General features: G+C 64.0%; 16 protein-coding genes. 7 read left to right on the top strand and 9 right to left on the bottom strand.

The features are described from left to right. Position 1: 1 nt before the first annotated feature. From NLN62_RS07445 to NLN62_RS07460, 4 genes are all read right to left on the bottom strand, one after another. A complete protein-coding gene (locus NLN62_RS07445; protein ID WP_254108214.1) occupies positions 2–202 on the bottom strand; it encodes a hypothetical protein in 201 nt (66 codons plus the stop codon). After that, the gene (locus NLN62_RS07450) at positions 199–1,161 is read right to left on the bottom strand and encodes a carbohydrate ABC transporter permease (RefSeq protein WP_254108215.1); all 963 of its coding nucleotides are present in this window, start codon (positions 1,159–1,161) and stop codon (positions 199–201) included. The genes NLN62_RS07445 and NLN62_RS07450 overlap by 4 nt, the downstream gene beginning before the upstream one ends. Continuing rightward, positions 1,158–2,123, bottom strand: a complete 966-nt coding sequence (locus NLN62_RS07455) for a carbohydrate ABC transporter permease (protein ID WP_371932930.1) — start codon at positions 2,121–2,123, stop codon at positions 1,158–1,160. The genes NLN62_RS07450 and NLN62_RS07455 overlap by 4 nt, the downstream gene beginning before the upstream one ends. An 80-nt stretch (positions 2,124–2,203) precedes the next feature. Beyond that, positions 2,204–3,562: an ABC transporter substrate-binding protein gene (locus NLN62_RS07460; protein WP_254108217.1), complete on the bottom strand. Its 1,359-nt coding sequence runs from the start codon at positions 3,560–3,562 to the stop codon at positions 2,204–2,206. 528 nt (positions 3,563–4,090) lie between these two features. Here NLN62_RS07460 and NLN62_RS07465 point away from each other — a divergent pair. Further along, a complete protein-coding gene (locus NLN62_RS07465; RefSeq protein ID WP_254108218.1) occupies positions 4,091–5,764 on the top strand; it encodes a Na/Pi cotransporter family protein in 1,674 nt (557 codons plus the stop codon). Positions 5,765–5,773: 9 nt separating this feature from the next. On the opposite strand, the gene NLN62_RS07470 is transcribed toward NLN62_RS07465, so the two are convergent. Beyond that, positions 5,774–7,210 (bottom strand): lipopolysaccharide biosynthesis protein, encoded by a 1,437-nt coding sequence (locus NLN62_RS07470; protein WP_254108219.1) that lies wholly within the window; start codon positions 7,208–7,210, stop codon positions 5,774–5,776. Between the two features lie 335 nt (positions 7,211–7,545). Here NLN62_RS07470 and NLN62_RS07475 point away from each other — a divergent pair, with 335 nt between their 5' ends. After that, positions 7,546–8,583, top strand: coding sequence for a glycosyltransferase (locus NLN62_RS07475; protein WP_254113361.1), 1,038 nt, complete (start codon positions 7,546–7,548; stop codon positions 8,581–8,583). Between the two features lie 12 nt (positions 8,584–8,595). After that, positions 8,596–9,660: an endo-1,4-beta-xylanase gene (locus NLN62_RS07480; RefSeq protein ID WP_254108220.1), complete on the top strand. Its 1,065-nt coding sequence runs from the start codon at positions 8,596–8,598 to the stop codon at positions 9,658–9,660. 11 nt (positions 9,661–9,671) lie between these two features. On the opposite strand, the gene NLN62_RS07485 is transcribed toward NLN62_RS07480, so the two are convergent. Further along, on the bottom strand, positions 9,672–10,616 hold the full coding sequence (locus tag NLN62_RS07485; RefSeq protein WP_254108221.1) for a DUF6492 family protein: 945 nt from the start codon (positions 10,614–10,616) through the stop codon (positions 9,672–9,674). A 121-nt stretch (positions 10,617–10,737) separates the two neighbouring features. Beyond that, positions 10,738–12,849, bottom strand: a complete 2,112-nt coding sequence (locus tag NLN62_RS07490) for an adenylate/guanylate cyclase domain-containing protein (protein ID WP_254108222.1) — start codon at positions 12,847–12,849, stop codon at positions 10,738–10,740. Positions 12,850–13,172: 323 nt separating this feature from the next. On the opposite strand from NLN62_RS07490, the gene NLN62_RS07495 reads away from it, so the two are divergent. From NLN62_RS07495 to NLN62_RS07510, 4 genes are read left to right on the top strand one after another with little or no spacing between them, the layout of a single operon-like run. After that, entirely contained in the window at positions 13,173–13,478 is a 306-nt protein-coding gene (locus NLN62_RS07495) for a DUF2282 domain-containing protein (protein WP_027526234.1), read from the top strand. 41 nt (positions 13,479–13,519) lie between these two features. Beyond that, entirely contained in the window at positions 13,520–14,437 is a 918-nt protein-coding gene (locus NLN62_RS07500; protein ID WP_254108223.1) for a DUF692 domain-containing protein, read from the top strand. Continuing rightward, complete coding sequence (locus tag NLN62_RS07505; RefSeq protein WP_027526232.1) at positions 14,427–15,218, top strand: DNA-binding domain-containing protein; 792 nt, start codon at positions 14,427–14,429, stop codon at positions 15,216–15,218. Before NLN62_RS07500 ends, NLN62_RS07505 begins: the two co-directional genes overlap by 11 nt. Then, positions 15,215–15,742 (top strand): DoxX family protein, encoded by a 528-nt coding sequence (locus NLN62_RS07510; protein ID WP_254108224.1) that lies wholly within the window; start codon positions 15,215–15,217, stop codon positions 15,740–15,742. The genes NLN62_RS07505 and NLN62_RS07510 overlap by 4 nt, the downstream gene beginning before the upstream one ends. Positions 15,743–15,771: 29 nt before the next feature. Here the strand turns inward: NLN62_RS07510 and NLN62_RS07515 are convergent, their stop codons facing one another. Together NLN62_RS07515 and NLN62_RS07520 are read right to left on the bottom strand one after the other, a co-directional pair. After that, on the bottom strand, positions 15,772–16,923 hold the full coding sequence (locus tag NLN62_RS07515) for an ABC transporter substrate-binding protein (RefSeq protein WP_254108225.1): 1,152 nt from the start codon (positions 16,921–16,923) through the stop codon (positions 15,772–15,774). A gap of 22 nt (positions 16,924–16,945) precedes the next feature. After that, on the bottom strand, positions 16,946–17,788 hold the full coding sequence (locus NLN62_RS07520; RefSeq protein WP_027526229.1) for an amidohydrolase: 843 nt from the start codon (positions 17,786–17,788) through the stop codon (positions 16,946–16,948). Positions 17,789–17,796 lie beyond the last annotated feature (8 nt).

Raw genomic sequence — 17,796 nt, forward strand, 5'->3', positions numbered from 1 at the left:
CCTATTCCGGAAAATGGCTCACGATGACGTAGCCGAGCGTGCCGGCCAGGATCGTCACGAACGAATAGCTGTAGAGATCGAGCGAGAACGGCTGCACCAGCATGACGATGCCGCCGCCGATCAGGATCGTCGCTCCGGTCTCCCAGGGCCCGCGCCGGAACCAGCGCGTCACGCCACCATTGGCAATCGCAGAACCGCTCATTTGCGTACAGCTCCGAAGGTGATGCCGCGCAACAGATGCTTGCGCAACAGAACGGTGAACAGGACGATCGGGACGACGAACAGCGTGGTCGCGGCAGCAACTGCCGGCCAGTCCTGTCCGCCTTCGCCGATGATGAAGGGGATGAAGGGCGGCATGGTCTGGGCTTCGCCGCTGGTGAGGAGAACCGCGAAGGCATATTCGTTCCAGGAGAAGATCAGGCAGAAGATCGCCGTTGCCGCGATGCCCGTCACCGCCTGCGGCAGCACCACCTTTCGCAGCGCCTGCAGTCGCGTGTAGCCGTCGACCAGGGCAGCCTCCTCGTATTCGCGCGGAATCTCGTCGATGAACCCCTTGAGCAGCCAGACCGCGAGCGAGACATTGACCGCCGTGTAGAGCAGGATCATTCCGAGCCTGGTGTCGGTCAGGTTGAGCTGGCGGTACATCAGATAGATCGGGATTGCGACCGCAACGGGCGGCATCATGCGCGTCGACAGGATGAAGAACAGGAGGTCGTCGGCAAGCGGAATGCGAAACCGCGAGAATGCATAGGCCGCGAGCGTGCCGAGGAAGACGGCGAGGAAGGTCGAGCCGAAGCCGATGATGAGCGAATTGACGAAGCGCGGCACGACCTTCGAGGGACCGGCGATCACCATGTCGTGCTGGCGCACGAGCTTGTCGTACCAGGTCTCCGGTGGCGGAAGCTTTGCGATGAAGTCCGGCGTCTGCCGCGTGCGCACCGTAAACAGGTTCACATAGCCCTCCAGCGTCGGCTGGAACAGCACCTTGGGCGGATAGGCAATCGCATCGCTCTGCGACTTGAACGCCGTGGCGACGATCCAGACGAGCGGCAGGATCGTGATCACTGCATAGAGGATGACCAGGCTTCCGGCCACCGCCCTTGTGCGCGGCGAGGATTCGACGATGGAGTGAGCGGTGGATTTGGCGATAGCGGCGGTCATCGTTGCTTCACCTTGTTGAGCACCTTGACGTAGATGTTGGCTGCACCGAACACGGTCACGAACAGGATGATGGCGAGCGCGGAGGAATAGCCGGTGCGCCATTTCTCGAATGCCGCGCGCTTCAGCGTGATCGAGACCAGCTCGGTGGTCGATCCCGGTCCGCCGGAGGTCAGGAGGTTGACCATGTCGAACATCTTGAAGTTCTCGATCGCACGGAACAGAACGGCGAGCATCAGGAACGGCACCGTCATCGGCAGCGTGATCGACCAGAACTGGCGCCAGGCCGAGGCACGATCGACTTCGGCAGCCTCATAGATGTAGTCGGGAATGGAGCGCAGCCCGGCGAGGCAGATCAGCATGACGTAAGGCGCCCACATCCAGGTATCGACGAGGACGATCGTCCACGGTGCCAGCGCGACCTCGCCGGTCATGCTGAACGAGCTCGGCGGCACGCCGGTGAACAGGCTGATCAGGTAATTGAACGGTCCGATCTGCGGCTGGAACAGCAGGGTCCAGAAGTTGCCGACGACCGCAGGCGACAGCATCATCGGCAGCAGGATCATCGTGGTCCAGAAGCTGTGACCGCGAAACTGTCGGTTGATGAGCAGCGCGAGCCCAAATCCGATGACCACCTGCAACGCCACCGACGAGATCACGAACTGCGCCGTGGTCTGGAGCCTGATCCAGACATCCTCGTCGGTTAAGATGTCGGTGAAATTGTCCAGGCCGACGAACCGCAGCGGCAGATAGGACATGCTGAGGTTGAGGCTCGTGAAGGAGAGCCTGATCATCCAGACCAGCGGAAAGATGTTGATCGCGAGCAGAAGCGCGATCGTCGGCGCGACGAACAGCCAGGCGATGGCCCGGTCCGACAGGCCGCGGACGCGCCGCGTGGCACGAGATTTGGCGGGCTCGCTCACGCCGGGGATCGTAACATGATCGGGTTGGAGAATGGTGGTCATCTTGTCCATCGGCTGGCTGGTTCGGCTTCCCCGGGACACGTCCCCGGGGAAACCAGTTAGGTCGATGCGAACGGTCTCGTTTATTGCGAGGCGACCTGCTTGCCCTGCTCCTTGAAGACCTTGGTCCAGTCCTTGACCAGGAGATCGAGCGCCTGCTGCGCCGTTCCCTTGTCGGCGACGACGTAGTCATGCACGCGCTTCTGCATGTCGAGGAGCAGCTGGGCGTAGGACGGCTCGGCCCAGAAGTCCTTTACGATCGCCATCGACTCCAGGAACTGCGGAGCGAACGGCGCGCTCGCGGGGAAGTCAGGCGCGTTGACGACGGCCTTCAGCGCTGAGTAGCCACCGAGCTGCCACCACTTCTGCTGCACGGTCGGCTGCGCGAACCACTTGATGTAGGCGAGCGCATCTTCCTTGTGGTCCGACGTCGCGACGACCGAGATCCCCTGCCCACCGAGCTGGGTGAAGTGTCCGTTCGGACCGGCCGGATTGACGAAGAAGCCGATCTTGTCGCCGCCGACGTTCGGGTCCTTGTAGAGCCCGGGGAAGAAGGCGAACCAGTTCATCTGCATCGCCACCTGGCCGGACTTGAAGGCGTCGAGACCTTCCTGCATGTAGGCGTTGGTCAGGCCCGGCGCGGTGCAGCACTTGTAGAGCTCCTTGTAGAACTCAAGTCCCTTGGCGGCATCCGCCGAATTGACGAAGCCCTGCATCTGGTACGGCTTCTTTGGGTTCTCATAGTTGAAGCCGTAATTGTAGAGCGCGTTGGTCACGCCCATCGTGATGCCTTCGGAGCCGCGCTCGGTGAAGATGTAGGCTCCGTAGACCTTCTTGCCGTCGATCTCGCGGCCCTGGAAGAACGCGGCGATCTCCTTCAGCTCGTCAAAGGTCTTGGGCGGCGCGAGATCGCGGCCATACTTGGCCTTGAAGGCCGACTGAATGTCGGGACGCGAGAACCAGTCCTTGCGATAGGTCCAGCCCACCGCATCGGCCATCGCCGGCAGGGCCCAGTAGTTCGGCGAGTTCTTCGGCCACTGCGAATAGCCGACGACGGTCGCCTGGACGAAATCGTCCATCGAGATCTTCTCCTTGTCGAAGAAGTCGTTGAGCTTGACGTACCACTTGTTCTCGGCGGCACCGCCGATCCACTGGCTGTCGCCGATGATCAGGTCGCAGAGCTTGCCGTGCGAGTTGAGCTCGTTCAGGAAGCGATCGGCATAGCTCGTCCAGGGGACGAACTCGTATTTCATCTCGATGCCGGATTGCTTGGTGAAGTCCTTGCCGAGTTCGACCAGGGCGTTGGCCGGATCCCATGCCGCCCAGCACAGCGTGAGCTGCTTCCCTTCCGCCGCGGCTTCACCGCCGCCCGCGGCCACCAGCGCGGCGGCCCCGAGGACCGCAGACGTCACTGCACCACCTAGCCATTTGAGTCTTCGCATGTCCGTTTCCTCTCTATCGTTGAACCACCGAACCCGCCCGGCGCGCGCCTTTTCCGGAGCAACGCCAAGACCCTGAAACCGAGTTGATGAGCGATGAGATGATGGAGAACGAGACGGACCGCGCCCGGAAACGGGTCCGGACGGGTTGGGCTCCTCCCATACATCAGCTCGATGCGCGATGTTTATTTTTTTGTAGTACTAAACCTATTACTAAATTCTCGAAGCCGTCAAGCCGGTTTCTGGCGCACCGGGAAAAAAGCTCGTCCGCGGCCGCATTCGCCGGAAGCCTGCTGCAACGCAGCACGATAGCCGTGATTTCGGTGAATTTGCTTCTCGCCATTGAACGCAGACCGCGCCAATCACCGCGACGCCAACGCGATCGAAGCCAAGCGAATTTGTTTAGCAAACTGTTTTACTGAACGTTCAATACCGCGTAGTTCCCACGCTGTGTCGTCAACTGCCTTCACTTCGGCAACTGCGCTACAGTCAGAGGGGGCTGGCTGATCGTCGTTCACTTCGGGAGCCCGCATGTCTACGGCAATCTCGGTACTCGGCGGCGTCGGTCTTTTCTTGCTCGGCATGACCGTGATGACGGAAGGCCTGAAGGCGCTGGCCGGCTCCGCCCTGCGCACCGTGCTCGGCAAGGCCGCTGCGACGCCGCTGCACGGCTCCTTCTGGGGCGCCGTCGTCACGCTCCTGGTGCAGTCGTCGAGTGCAACGACGATGACGACGATCGGCCTCGTCAGCGCGGGCCTGCTGACGTTCCAGCAAGGCTTGGGATTGGTGTTCGGCGCCAATATCGGCACCACGGGCACCGGCTGGCTGGTCGCGCTCATTGGCGTCCGTGTCTCGCTTACCGCCGCGGCACTGCCGATGATCTTCGCCGGCTCGTTGACCAAGCTTCTGGCGCGCGGGCGAATATCCGGCGCAGGCGCAGCGCTCGCCGGATTCGGGCTCGTGCTTTTCGGGCTGACGACCTTGCAGCAGGGCATGGGCGGGCTCGCCGAACGATTGCACCCGGCGGACCTTCCTGCCGTTCTCGCGGGTCCCGACGGGCGGTGGTGGTCGGGCCTGCTCGGCGTGCTGGTGCTCGTCGTGATCGGACTGGTGATGACCGCCCTGATGCAGTCGTCAACGGCCGCCGTCGCGGTGACCTTGTCCGGTCACTTCGCCGGTGCGATCGGGCTGGACCAGGCTTGTGCGCTGATCATCGGCCAGAATATCGGAACGGCGACGAGCTCCGCCCTCGCCGCGATTGGCGCGAGCATCACCGCCAAGCGGCTGGCCATTGCCTATGTTCTTTTCAAGCTGATCGCCGCCGTCATCGCGCTCGTGCTCTTTCCTGTCACCATCCCACTGCTCATGCGCGCCTCGAACAGCATCGATGGCGTCACGCTGCTGGCCGGATATCATACCGCGTACAATGTCGTCGGCGTGGTGGTCCTGCTGCCGCTGATCAACCAGTTCACGCGCCTGGTCGAGCGTATCCTGCCCGAGCGCGGCTCGCCGCTCACGCGGTGTCTCGATCCCTCGGCGCTCGTGACCCCAATCGTGGCCGTCGAAGCGGTACGCCGAACGATCGCGCGCGTGCTCGTAACGGTCTGCGCCTGGGTCGAGGCGGCACTGGCTGGCCGAGCTGCACCAGTCCGTCTCGGGAGAGCCGCCGTATCGCTGCAGGACGCCGCCGACGCCCTGCGACAGGCACAGATATTTTTGTCGGAGGTGGCCGGACCGCCTGACACCGAGGACGAGCAACGGAGTCTGACCAGCACACTGCACGCACTCGACCATGCGTCTCGGCTGACGGACGTGGCGAATGGCGGAATCAATTTCGCTTCAGTGAGGGATGGACCGGAGGACGTCCGCGCAGGAGAACTCTGCGCCGAAGTGATGCGAAGCGCAGCTGCGCTCGCCCGCGGCGTGGCCGCACCATCGCAGCCGGTCGTGCCAGTCCCGCATGGCGTCGACGCCATGGCCGGTCCGCGCGCGATCCAGACCGACGAAGCCATCGCCGAGCTCGAGCGTTGCACGACGGAACTTGGCGAAGTGCTGCGCCGCCACCGCAGCGCGACACTCGGCGCAGTCGCCAATGCAACGCTCACCACCGACACCGCACTCGTTCGCGTCGAAACGGTCCGCAGCCTCCAGGTGCTGTCGCATCATGCCTGGCGCTCCGCGGCGCATCTCGTCGGTCGCGGCTAGTCGTATCGGCTAGACGCCGAGAGCCTTCCGGTTGAAGTTTCGCAACAGCCGCAGCGTCAGCGTTCTGGCGTTCGCGACATTGAGCAGCCAGCCTGCGCCGGCATAAGCAACGCCGCCGGCCAAGCTTACCACGATCAGCGACAACAGGCCGGTGCCGTTAACCTGGGAGCGGGCCACGAGGATCGCCGCCGCCATGATCGCGGCCGAGGCGCCTACGCCCGCGAGCCGGCCCGGATCGAACGGCAGCACATAGGCGCGGCGCATCAGGACGACCGCGGCCACGAAGCCGATGGCTTCGGTCGCGAACGTTGCCAGCGCTGCGCCATACAGCCCCAAGCCCGAAATCAGCGCGAACATCAGCGCGATGCTCAGCACCAGCGTGAGGAACGACTGCGCGGCAAGGATGAAGGGCCGCTCGGCGAGCTGGAAGCTGATCTGGACATAGAACTGATTGGCGATGCCGAGCATCCGCGCGACGACCAGCATCGGCAGCAGCGCCGACACGCCGGCGCGGAAGTCGACGCCGACGAGCGTTCCGGCGACCTGGTCCGCAGCGAGCGCGAGCCAGATCGCGACCGGCATGATCACGACGAGCAGGAGCTCGAGGCTTTCGTTGAGTCGTTCACGGGTCGCGGCATGGCCCTCCTGGCTCAACGTCCGGAACACGATGGGCACGGTGGCCGCAGCGACGCTCGAGGCCAGCATCACCAGAAACTGCCGCGGCAGATCGGCGGCAACGCCGAAAATTCCGGCGGCATCCTTGCCGAGAAGATAGGCGACGATCAGCCGGTCGCTGGTCGAATAGAGCGCGACCGAGAGGCCGCCGATGGTCAGCGGCAAGCCGTAGCGGGCGAGTTGCGTGAGCTGGCTCTTCTGCCAGGGCGCGATCCTGGTCTGGTCGCCCGCGAGATTGAGAACGATGCCGGTCAGCGAGCCGAGCCCGAACGCCGCGAGCAGACCCAGCCCGCCCCAACCCAAATAGATCGCGAGCAGCCCGAAGCCGACGCTCGCCAGGCTGCGCACGATCGCAATTGCCGCGAACCTGTACGGGCGCAATTTGGCGCGCTCGAATTCCTGACCGACATCGACCGCATTCGCGGTGATGGCAACGAACACGCTGGCGAGCAGCAACTCGAAGCTGACGTCGCGATGGAAGAGGAACGTCAGCGGCGCCGTGGCGCAGAGAGCGGAGACGGTCAGCGCGAAGGCAACCATCGCCGTGCCGCGAAAATCCACCTCCAGCGACATCGCCTGGTAGCGCGAGACCGACAGCTTGATCCAGGCGAAGAAGATCGCGCCCAGGATGCTGGCGATGCTGAGGCCTACGACGTAGACGCCATATTCCGCCGGACTCAGGAGCCGCGTGTAGGTCGTGATCGCGAAGAAGCCGACGGCGGCCGGCAGGATGTAGGCCGCGAGATAGATCGAGAAATGGCGATTCAGCATGCGAGCACGAGACGTTGATTATCCCAGCCAATTAACGCTTCGTTAATCAGTTGGACCTTGGTTGGGCTATTTTGACGACGGCGCTGCAGCATGCCGGAGAATACGCGCAGAAAGCGACAATCCCGACCGGCGAATGCGCCGTTAGGCTCTATTTCGTACGTTAGCGTTAAATTTGCGGTTGTCTTGAACTCGCAAGTGCGATCACCCATTAGACATAGTGGTTTCGAGCACCCGCCGACCGTTTTCAACCTGGACCGATTGACATGGAAGTTGCCGAACATGCTCGGATGGAGTTGCGCCTGCCAGACGGTGGCCGCAGCGACGCCGGCAAGGGCATGAGCGCGACCTTGCATCCATCACGGCCGGAGACGTCGCGCGGCGAGCGGATGGTGCTCAATCTCTTCTTCGAGGAGAAGGACGACCGCTGGTTCCGGGGCGACCGGCATCTGCGGACCTGGCTCCGGCGCCTGCTGCTCGGCAAGCCGTGGATCAACGGCCAGCAGCGCGTGTTCCTTAATCTGTGCGCCGGCCTCGACAAGCTCGGAATCCGCTACCGGGTCAACGATTACGGCTACATCCGCAAGCACCCTGATGAGCTCGCCTGCGTCATCGGCCGCCCTTTCGTGCTCGACTGGATCGACTGGAAAAACCCGATCCTGCTCGGCGTCGCCTCGTACAATCATCCGATCGACGATCCGGATCTGCTGACGCGGTATCCGGTGAAACACATCGTGGTCCCCTGCCAATGGTACGCCGATATGTGCCGGCCCGGCTGGCCCAATATCGACGCCTGGCCGGTCGGCATCGATACCGACGCTTGGACGCCGCCCGTCGCGGAGCGCAAGAGCGTCGACGTGCTGCTCTATGACAAGGTCCTGTGGGACCGCGACCGCATTGAGCCGGATCTGATCGAGCCGATCCGCGCCCGGCTCCGCGCCGAGGGCCGCACTTTCGAGGAAATCCGGTACGGCAGCTACAACGAGCAGGACTATCGCGCTGCGCTGGCACGCTGCCGCACCATGATCTTCCTCAGCCAGAACGAAAGCCAGGGGATTGCCTGTCTCCAGGCACTCGCGAGCGGCGTGCCCGTGCTTGCCTGGGATCGCGGCGGGCCATGGCGCGATCCGGATTATTTTCCGCACCGGGTCAGGTTCGACGGTGTCTCCTCGGTGCCTTACTGGGACGATCGCTGCGGCATGAAATTCGTCGATGCCGAGGGCTTCAGTTCCCGCTGGAGCGAATTCTGGACGCAGGCCGGCACTGGAGATTTTCAGCCGCGCCAATATGTGCTCGACAACCTCACGCTCGAAAAAGGCGCGCTGCATTACTACGAGATCGCGCAAGCGGTGATGCAGCGTCTGTCGGCGCGTTAGGGAGTGCGCAACATGGCGAGCCTCGACAGACGCGAATTTCTCCTGGGCGCAACGGCCGCGCTTGCAGCTAGCTCCTCGGCGGGTGCCCAGACCTCAAAGCAGCTCAGCCGCCGCCCCGGCTATGGCGCCGCGGCCACGTTGTGGGATTTGCAGGCCGACCCGCGGCTCGGCGAGGCCATCAGCACGTATTGCACGCAGGTCGTTCCGGTCCTCGAACTGAAATGGCCGATGCTGCGGCCGGATCCGTACACCTTCGCGTTCGAGCGCGCCGATGCGATCCTGGATTTCGCGCGGCAAAATGACCTGACCATGCGCGGCCACGCGCTCGCCTGGTACCACGACATCCCGGACTGGACGAAGCAGATCAAGGAGACGAAGGCGGCCGAGCGGGCCTTCGTCGATCACATCTCGACCGTCGTCGCCTACTACAAGGACAAGTTGACCTCGTGGGACGTCATCAACGAGCCGATCCCCGACAATCCGCGCAAGATCACCGATCGGCGCGACTGCTACTGGTCGAGCATGCTGGGCGAGCGTTGGATTCCCCTCGCCTTCCGCACCGCCGCGGCCGCCGATCCGTTCGTGAAGCTCGCGATCAACGAGTACGACATCGAGTCCGCCAAGGACAGCTTCATCGCCAAGCGCGCGGCCTACCGCAACCTGATCCAGGACCTGCTCGATCAGGGCGTTCCGCTGCATGCGGTCGGATTGCAGTCGCATCTGCATGCCGAGCTCGAGATCGATAAGGACGGGCTTGCCGCCTTCGTCGCCGAGATGCGCTCGTGGGGGCTCGAGATCCTCGTCACCGAGCTCGACGTCGACGACCAAAAACTACCCGGCGATCCGGCGCAGCGCGACGCCATCGTGGCGAAGCGCGTGGACGACCTCTTGACGGCGATCACCGCGAGCGGCCCGCTCAATTCGATCCTGAGCTGGGGCATCTCGGATCGCTACAGCTGGATCAACGGGACGTTCAAGCGACCCGACAAGCAGCCGAACCGGCCGCTGCCGCTCGACGGCAACTTTCAGCCGAAGCCGCTGATGGACGTGATCAGCAAATTCCTGAAGCCCGCCTGAGCGGCGACCGGCTATCGCGCCATTTTCGACGCTTCGATCCCTGCGCCATCACCGACGTGATCGCCGGGCGCAAGGCTCGGCGCGCGTGAGCGCAGGCGGAAGACGTCGCGGATGTCCTCGATCGAGGTCGACGAGTAGGACTGGATGCACAGCGCGACCTGCCGGGGCGAAGCGGCGCGCATCATCGCTTCGATCGCCGCGCGATCGAGCCGGCTGTCATCCCAATGCGACACCGCGATGCTGTCTTCGGTGATCTCATGCGCCGCCAGATGCTTTGGCGAACTGGCGACGAAATGGCCGTAGAGCAGGTATTCGGAGAATTTCTTGCGGCGGCACAGCGCCAGAATCCAGTTCGTTCCCGTCGCCGACTTGATCGCGTCGGTCATCGCCTGCACGGAATCCTTATCCCAGACCAGCGCATTGCCCACATAGTCGTCCGCCGGGAAGGGCGTATCGGGCATGCCGAGCAGTTGATCGACGGTGCGGAGCCAAAGGCAGTGCAACGGCGTCTCGGCGCCGATCGCACCGCGCGTAACGAACAGCGGTGCCTTCGCGGAGCCCGCATATCGGCCGACGTCGAACTCGCGGAAGAACAGATTGTCGGAATCCAGGATGCAGACGCGCTGCTCGGACGCGCCAAGCACGCCCGCGATCTTGACGATCTGCTGGATGTGCCAGCCATGCACCGGAGAGGACAACAGCGAGAGCCAGACCTTCCGGTTGCCCCGCTGGAGGAACGACGGCGCGGCAAACAACCATCGCGGCAGATAACGCGACACCGGCACGATGACGCGCTTGTCGGAGGCGAACTGCGCGAATAGCGGAACGTCCTCGTCGTTAACGACGACGTAGTGCCTGGTGTATCCCGTTAACCACGTGTCGATGCTCTCGGCGAGCAGCGAGAAGCGCTCGATATCCTTGGCGTAGCTGGCTGTCAGCAGTGCAACAGAATGCATGAACGCGCTCAGGCCGGGTTGTCAGGGGGCATCGCGGGTCAACTTAGCGGGGCCGCCTACGGCGGGGAACTCACATTCCAAATCAAGGTAAAGCCCCGCTGTATCCCGGGGACACCGAGGGCTATTTCGAGTTCAGCGTGGCGACTGGGCGCCACGCCTGATCCGGACCCGACCGCAGCAACTGCTGGCAACGCTCCAGCATCAGTTCCGCGGGACGATCGCGCAGCCGTTCCCCGAGCACCGCTTCGAAATCGGCGGCAGCGCCGGCGAAATCGCGCGCGCGGTATTTGGAGAGCCCCTGCTCGTAGCGCGCAATCCAGCTCGCCGCCTGACGCTCCGCGTCGGCCTCTCCCGTCAGCCCTACCAGTTCATGCACCGCAAGCCCTTCCTCGCGCCCATAGACGGCGATGCTGTCGATCTCGCGGGTCACGACGTCTCCTCGCGCGAGGCGCGCCGTCGTCTCGCCGATCAGGATCTGCGTCAGGTAATGCTTGTTGGCACTCTCCAGGCGGCTTGCGACGTTCACGGCGTCGCCGATGACGGTGTAGTTGAGGCGCAGTTCGGAGCCGATATTGCCGACCAGCATGAGGCCGGAATTGATTCCGATGCGGATCTGGAGGGGATGGCCGAGATCGTCGATGAGACCGGAGGACTCGATCGCGCGGCGGCAGGCGAGCGCGGCCCGGCAGCACAGCAGCGCGTGATCCACCTGCGGCTGGGGCGCGCCCCAGAACGCCATCACGGCATCGCCGATAAACTTGTCGATGGTCCCGCCGTGAGCGACGATGATCTCGGAGGCAAGATCGAGATAGCTTGACAGCAGCGGCACGACGCGGTCGCCCATGCGTTCAGAGAGTCGTGTGAAGCCGGCAACGTCGATGAACATCACGGTCAGCTCCTGAATGGAGCCGCCGGGTTTTGCTTCGACACCCTGGCGCAGGAGCGAGCGGACGAGATCGGCCGGAATGAACTTGCGGAAGGCGGACAGGCCCGCGGCCATTTCGGCGATTGCGCCCGACAGGCTCGCAATCTCCTTCAGCCGCGAGGGATGCCGCCGAACCTGCTCCAACGCAAAGCTTTCGACGTGGCGGAGCTCGCCCACGACGCGGGATAGGGGCGCTGCGATCACCGACCGCGCCAGCACGGCCGACGCGAGCGCCGCCAGCACCGCTCCCACCGCGAGACCGACGATGAGGCGTCGCAACGTCGTCTCGACGGGACCCAGAAACTCCGCCTCGGGAATCACGGTCGCAAGTCGCCAGCCTGGAAACGGCAGCGGCGTGAGCGCGACTTCATAGGCCGCGCCGCCGGCGGCGAGTCGGCTTCGCCATGCATCCTTCCCGCCTTCCTCGCTGGCTTTCGCCAGCGCCGTCCGCGCCAACGGCAGCAGCGGCTGCTCGCCATGCACGGGATGCAGTTCGTCGGCGTCCTTGTCGGGCGCGGCGACCAGTTCGCCGCTGCCGTCGAAGATGAAGGCAGTGCCCGTGCGGCCGACCTCGAGCTGCGCCAGGAACCGCGCAAGCCGGGTGTATTCGATGACGATGGCAAGAACGCCCTGGCGTTCCTGGTAGACGTCGATCGGCCCGGCAAAGGCGATCGACGGCCGCTCGCCGATCGGGTAGTTGGTCACCTTGAACCATTGCGGCTGCTCCGCGGCCATGCCGGTCTTGAACCAGTCGCGCTCGGCGACGCGAAAATCGGTCGGCTCGAAGCGGCGATGCGTGAACTCGATGTCGCCCGGCACCACCTCATACTCGTCGACCCGCCGCTGGCCGGGATGATCGGTCAGCGAAATCTCCATCATCTCCAGATGGCGGTCGCCGAGCTTGTGGGCGGCGAAGAACGAGCCGTCGGGCCAGCCGAACGCCGCCCAGGAGATCGTCGCCTGCGACTGCAATTGGGACAGGAACACGAATTCGCGCTTGTCCGCCTCGCGGGTGTCGAGCACGTTTTGCAGGAACAGCGTGCGAATGGCGGTATGGGCGGCGCGTGCCTCATCCACGATCGCCGACACTTCCTTGCGAACGGCGGCCACGATCTGTTCGTTGATGGTGCTGGCGAGCTGCCGGCTGGTCGCTTCCGCCGTGCGCCACCACAACAGGCTCGAGAGCGCGGCGGTGAGAAGGATTGCGGTCAGCACCAGCGCCGACACCGCGAGACGAATGCTGACGGTGAGCCGGTTGAGGGCCGACAGGGACGTCGGTCGACGATATCGTCCAGGATTCGCGATCATCCTTGGTTCTGCCCTCGAGCCATGCGCGGCGCATTGCGCCGGCTGATATCGACATACGCAGGGCCTGCGCCGTCCGTTACGTCTCGCAAATGTCTCGGCACCCGGCCAATGCCCGCCGGCTAATGTGGCGATAGGAACAAGGCATTGGATTTGCCCCGCCGCTTCCTCGCTAATCGCGTCCCAAGCGTACGACGTCGTGCGCGATATCGAAACGGTTTCACGGACTCGTGAGCGGCGTTGCCCGTAACAACGGAGGCCGCCGCGACGAATGAAGTCATGCACCTTCGCTTGCCAAGCGGAGCAACCCTCGAGAGGAGAATTTCATGTCTGCCAAGACCCTAGTCAGCTCGCTCATGCTCGCCGGCGCGGTCTCGACCGCGCTCGCGACGCTCGCCGCGGCCGCACCACTCACCAAGGCGGAGGCCGATGCTGCCGTCGCCGCCAAGAAGGAGAAGTGTTTTGGCGTTGCACTGAAAGGCCAGAACGATTGCGCCGCGGGACCGGGCACGACCTGTCAGGGCACGTCGACGGCCGACTTCCAAGGCAATGCCTGGAAATTCGTCCAGGGCGGCACCTGCGCCAATATCGAGCTGCCGAACGGCAAGCACGGCTCGCTCAAGCCGATCTGAGGCAGCCAGCTCATCATGACAACAGAGAGCGGAGGAGCATCATGACCATTGCGATCAGGCTAGATGCGCCTGCGACCATGCCTCTCCGCTTTTCGCCGCCGATCGGCGGGCTCGCCGGCACCAGCTTCAAGCACGAGCATCTCGCCGCGATCCTTGCCGAAGGGCCGCAGCGCGGCTTCTTCGAAGTCCATGCCGAGAACTACATGGGCGCCGGCGGCGCTCCTCATCGCGCGCTCGAGGCCATGCGCCGCGATCATCCGTTGTCGCTGCATGGCGTGTGCATGTCGATCGGTGGCCCGCGAGCGCTCGACCGGACACACCTTGCGCGCTTTCGCGGCCTCGTCGCGCGCTACCAGCCGGCGCTGGTGTCGGAGCATCTCGCCTGGTCGACGCATGAGACCGGCTTTTTCAACGATCTTTTGCCCCTGCCCTACACCGCGGCGACGTTTCAGCACGTCTGCGATCACATCGACGAGGTGCAGGAGACGATCCGGCGGCCCATCCTCCTGGAAAATCCGTCGACCTATGTCGCCTTTGCCACCTCAACGATGAGCGAGACGGATTTCATTCGCAGCGTGGCGGACCGCACAGGGTGCGGCCTGCTGCTCGACATCAATAACGTGTTCGTCACCGCCACCAATCACGGCTTCGCGGCGCTCGAATATCTGGCCGACTTCCCATTGTCGCGGGTCGGCGAGATCCACCTTGCCGGGCACGCGGAGCAGAGTGACGACGAGGGTGATCCGCTGCTGATCGACAGCCATGACGGCCCGGTCGCGGATGCCGTGTGGAAGCTGTTCGAAATCGTCATCCAGCGCCGCGGTCCGGTTCCGACACTGATCGAGTGGGACAGCAGCATTCCCGACTGGCCGGTCCTCAAAGCCGAAGCCGCGCGGGCGCAGGCGATCCTGGATCGTGCCCACGCCGCCGCAGTTTCGGATAATCGTCATGCCGCCTGAGCCCTCCACATCTTACGCAGCCGCCATCGCTCCTGCGCTGCTCGATCCGACGCGCGCTGTGCCGACCGTCGTCATCGGACCGAACGGCAAGGCGACCGAGAAACGCTTCGGCGTCTACCGCAACAACGTCACGGTCAGCCTGATCGAGGCGCTCGCGGCGATCTATGCGGCCGTGCTGCGTATCACGGGCAACGACTTCTTCCGTGCCATGGCGCGCTTCTACATCCGCAGCAGCCCGCCACGATCGCCGCTGCTGTTCGAATATGGCCGCGACTTTCCGGCGTTCATCAAACGCTACGAATACGCGCAGTCTTTGCCCTGGCTCGCCGATGTCGCGCGCGTCGAACGCGCCTGGCTCGATGCCTATCATGCCGCCGATGCGGTGCCGCTTGCGCCGCACGCTCTGGCGAGGATCGCGCCGGAACGGCTTGCCAGCCTCGTCTTTGCCGCGCATCCGGCAACGCGGCTGGTGCGCTCGCCCTATTCAGCCGTCACGATCTTTGCCGCCAACCGCAGTGCGGAGCCCGTCGGCCGCATCGATGCGTCAACGCCCGAGGACGCATTGATCACGCGACCGGATGTCGAGGTCGTGGTGCGGCAGCTCCCGCCGGGTGGCGCGATCTTCATCTCGTGCCTGATGGCTGGATGTCCGCTCGGCGAAGCCGCAGCTATGGCGCTCAAGCAGGCGCCCACATTCGATATTGCCGCGAATATCGCCGGTCTGATCGAGGCCGGTGCATTCACCTCTATCGCGCCAGCGACTTTCGGAGACGGACGATGATCACGAACCAAGATATTGCAGCGGGGAACACTCTGCCTTCTCTCGGACGTCTCGCCTGCAAGGCCGATCATCTGGTGCAGGCGATCGCATCGCCCTCTCTCGTCCAGCTCGTCTTGCGCGTCGCGCTGGCGGTGCCGTTCTGGCGCTCGGGCACCCTCAAATGGGGCGGCTTTCTGAGGCTCAACGACACGGCCGTGACGCTGTTCAGCGATGAGTTCATGCTGCACCTGCCGGGCGGGCCCTATCATTTCCCGGCGCCGACGGTGATGGCCTTCCTGTCTGGATCTGGCGAGATCCTGCTTCCGATCCTGCTCTTGCTCGGCCTCGGCACCCGGTTCGCAGCGCTCGGCCTCCTGTTCATGACCGTGATCGTCGAGCTCACGGTGCCGGACGGATGGCCGGTGCACATCACCTGGGCTGCGATGGCCCTCGCAATCATGGCGTACGGACCTGGGCCGATTTCGCTGGATCATCTGGTGAGCCGCGCAGTTCGGGTGACCAAGACCGCGCACTCAGGGGAGTAACGGCAAGGACGCAATACGCGTCAGCCCCTTCACTCCCTCCCGCCCTTCAACTTCGGCAGCGTCTCAACGATCTTCTGCTTGCCGTCGACGATCTCGGCGAGGAAGCTCGCGCGGTCGATGTCGCCATTCTGGTCCCAGCTCGCTTCCATCAGCATGCCAGGCGCCTTGTCCGGCGTCAGCGTCAGGCCTTTCATGGCCGCACCGAAAGCCTTGCTGTCGAATTTGCCAATCTTTTCGGTAACGTACTTGACGAGATAGACCGCCGTATAGCCCTTGATGCCGTTGTGGTCGGGCCAGTATTTGTAGCGCGCGCTGAATTTCCTGGCGAAGTCCTGGATCGCAGGCACCGGCGCATCGGCGGAAAGGCCGACATGGCCGCGCACGCCGTTGGCGGCGGGGCCGGCGAGCTCGACGACCTTCTGGCTGAGCAGCGTGGTCTCGCCGAACAGCGGCGTCGACAGGCCCTGCCGCCTTGCCTCGATCAGAAAGCGCGCGCTCTCCTCCTCGTTGGTGTAGACGAACACGGCATCGGCCTTGGCGCTCTTCAGCTTGATGACGTCGGAGCCGAAATCGACTTGGCCCTGCTCGGTCGAGATATCGGCCGCGATGTCGATGTTGCGCGCCTTCATCTCCTTCAGAAAATTGTCGTGGCCGCCCTTGCCGAAATCATTGTTGACCCAGACCAGCGCGACCGTCTTCACCTTGAGCTTGTCGTGCAGATAGTTGGCGATCTTCGGCATGGAGAACTGCTGGCCGAAGGCGGTGCGGAAGACGAACGGATTGCCCTGCGTGGTGATGTCGGCGGCTTCGGCGCCGACGATCTGCGGAATCTCGGCCGCCTGGGTCAGCGCCATGTTGACCTTGACCGAGCCGGAGTAGATCGGGCCGAGCACCACATACGGGTCCTTGTCCAAAACCTTCTGCACCTGGGCGCGAGAGACGCCGGGATTGCTCTGGGTGTCGAGATGCTCGGTTTCGATCTTGCGGCCCAGAATGCCGCCGGAGGCGTTGATCTCGTCGATCGCAAGCGCAACGCCGTCGCGCCAGTTGGTGCCGGAGACCGCGCCGGGGCCGGACAGCTCGACGACATCTGGGATGTAGACCGTCGTCTGCGCCTGCGCGAGGCCCGCCCACAGCGACGCAGCAGCGACGATGCCACCCCATTTTCCCAAGGCCTTCATGACGTCCTCCCTCTATTTCTCGTTATGCTGATTGATCTGGGTCGAAGCCGAGCAGCCTTGTCGGCGTTCGCCACAACAGGCTGTGCTGATCGGCCGGATCGGGAAACAGCCGGCTCAGCACCGCGAGCAGCGGCCCGTAATCCAGCCGCTCCGGGGCACGCAGGAACGGATAGTCCGAGCCCCAGACGCAGCGATCGAGCGTGAAGGCGTCGACCAGCGCTGCGATGAACGGCCAGGCGTCTTCGTAAGGATGCGGCTGCTGCGAGAATTTGTAGTAGCCCGACAGCTTGATGTGCGCATCGCGCGTGCGGCCGATCGCCAGCAACGCCTGGAAGGCCTTGCCGTTCAGGCCCTGCTCGACCGGCGGCCGCCCGCAATGATCAATCACCAGCTTGACGTTCGATTTTTCGATCAGCGGCAGCAAAGCGAGCAGTTGATCCTGCTCGACCTGGATCTGGAGGAACAGGCCAAGATCGGTCAGCTTCGCCAGCAGCGGCGCGGTGTTGCGATAGTATTCGGCGCCGTGGAACGGGACGTTGAAGGCAACGCCGATCACGCCGGCCGCCTTCAGGCGCTCGAGCTCCCTCACATCGACGTCGTTCTCGACGACCGCGACGCCCCTGAAGCGGCCCTTCCCTTGCGCGAGCGTGTCGAGCAGGATGCGGCTGTCGCTGCCATAGCCGGTGTTGGTGGCGACGACGAGCGCGTGCCTGACGTCGAAGACGTCGAACACGCTGAGAAGCTGCGCGGCCGGCGCGATCTCCTGCCCGCTCGGCCGATAGGGCGTTGTGGACACGTACGGAAACCGCGCGGGATCAATGGCGTGGATGTGGCAATCGATCTTGGGACACGCCGGGATGGTCATGGCGGAAA

Source organism: Bradyrhizobium sp. CCGUVB23 (assembly GCF_024199885.1).
GTDB lineage: Bacteria > Pseudomonadota > Alphaproteobacteria > Rhizobiales > Xanthobacteraceae > Bradyrhizobium.

Coding starts and splice junctions, on each gene's coding strand:
- NLN62_RS07445 (WP_254108214.1), bottom strand. CDS start 202: ATGAGCGGTTCTGCGATTGCCAATGGTGGCGTGACGCGCTGGTTCCGG.
- NLN62_RS07450 (WP_254108215.1), bottom strand. CDS start 1,161: ATGACCGCCGCTATCGCCAAATCCACCGCTCACTCCATCGTCGAATCC.
- NLN62_RS07455 (WP_371932930.1), bottom strand. CDS start 2,123: ATGACCACCATTCTCCAACCCGATCATGTTACGATCCCCGGCGTGAGC.
- NLN62_RS07460 (WP_254108217.1), bottom strand. CDS start 3,562: ATGCGAAGACTCAAATGGCTAGGTGGTGCAGTGACGTCTGCGGTCCTC.
- NLN62_RS07465 (WP_254108218.1), top strand. CDS start 4,091: ATGTCTACGGCAATCTCGGTACTCGGCGGCGTCGGTCTTTTCTTGCTC.
- NLN62_RS07470 (WP_254108219.1), bottom strand. CDS start 7,210: ATGCTGAATCGCCATTTCTCGATCTATCTCGCGGCCTACATCCTGCCG.
- NLN62_RS07475 (WP_254113361.1), top strand. CDS start 7,546: ATGAGCGCGACCTTGCATCCATCACGGCCGGAGACGTCGCGCGGCGAG.
- NLN62_RS07480 (WP_254108220.1), top strand. CDS start 8,596: ATGGCGAGCCTCGACAGACGCGAATTTCTCCTGGGCGCAACGGCCGCG.
- NLN62_RS07485 (WP_254108221.1), bottom strand. CDS start 10,616: ATGCATTCTGTTGCACTGCTGACAGCCAGCTACGCCAAGGATATCGAG.
- NLN62_RS07490 (WP_254108222.1), bottom strand. CDS start 12,849: ATGATCGCGAATCCTGGACGATATCGTCGACCGACGTCCCTGTCGGCC.
- NLN62_RS07495 (WP_027526234.1), top strand. CDS start 13,173: ATGTCTGCCAAGACCCTAGTCAGCTCGCTCATGCTCGCCGGCGCGGTC.
- NLN62_RS07500 (WP_254108223.1), top strand. CDS start 13,520: ATGACCATTGCGATCAGGCTAGATGCGCCTGCGACCATGCCTCTCCGC.
- NLN62_RS07505 (WP_027526232.1), top strand. CDS start 14,427: ATGCCGCCTGAGCCCTCCACATCTTACGCAGCCGCCATCGCTCCTGCG.
- NLN62_RS07510 (WP_254108224.1), top strand. CDS start 15,215: ATGATCACGAACCAAGATATTGCAGCGGGGAACACTCTGCCTTCTCTC.
- NLN62_RS07515 (WP_254108225.1), bottom strand. CDS start 16,923: ATGAAGGCCTTGGGAAAATGGGGTGGCATCGTCGCTGCTGCGTCGCTG.
- NLN62_RS07520 (WP_027526229.1), bottom strand. CDS start 17,788: ATGACCATCCCGGCGTGTCCCAAGATCGATTGCCACATCCACGCCATT.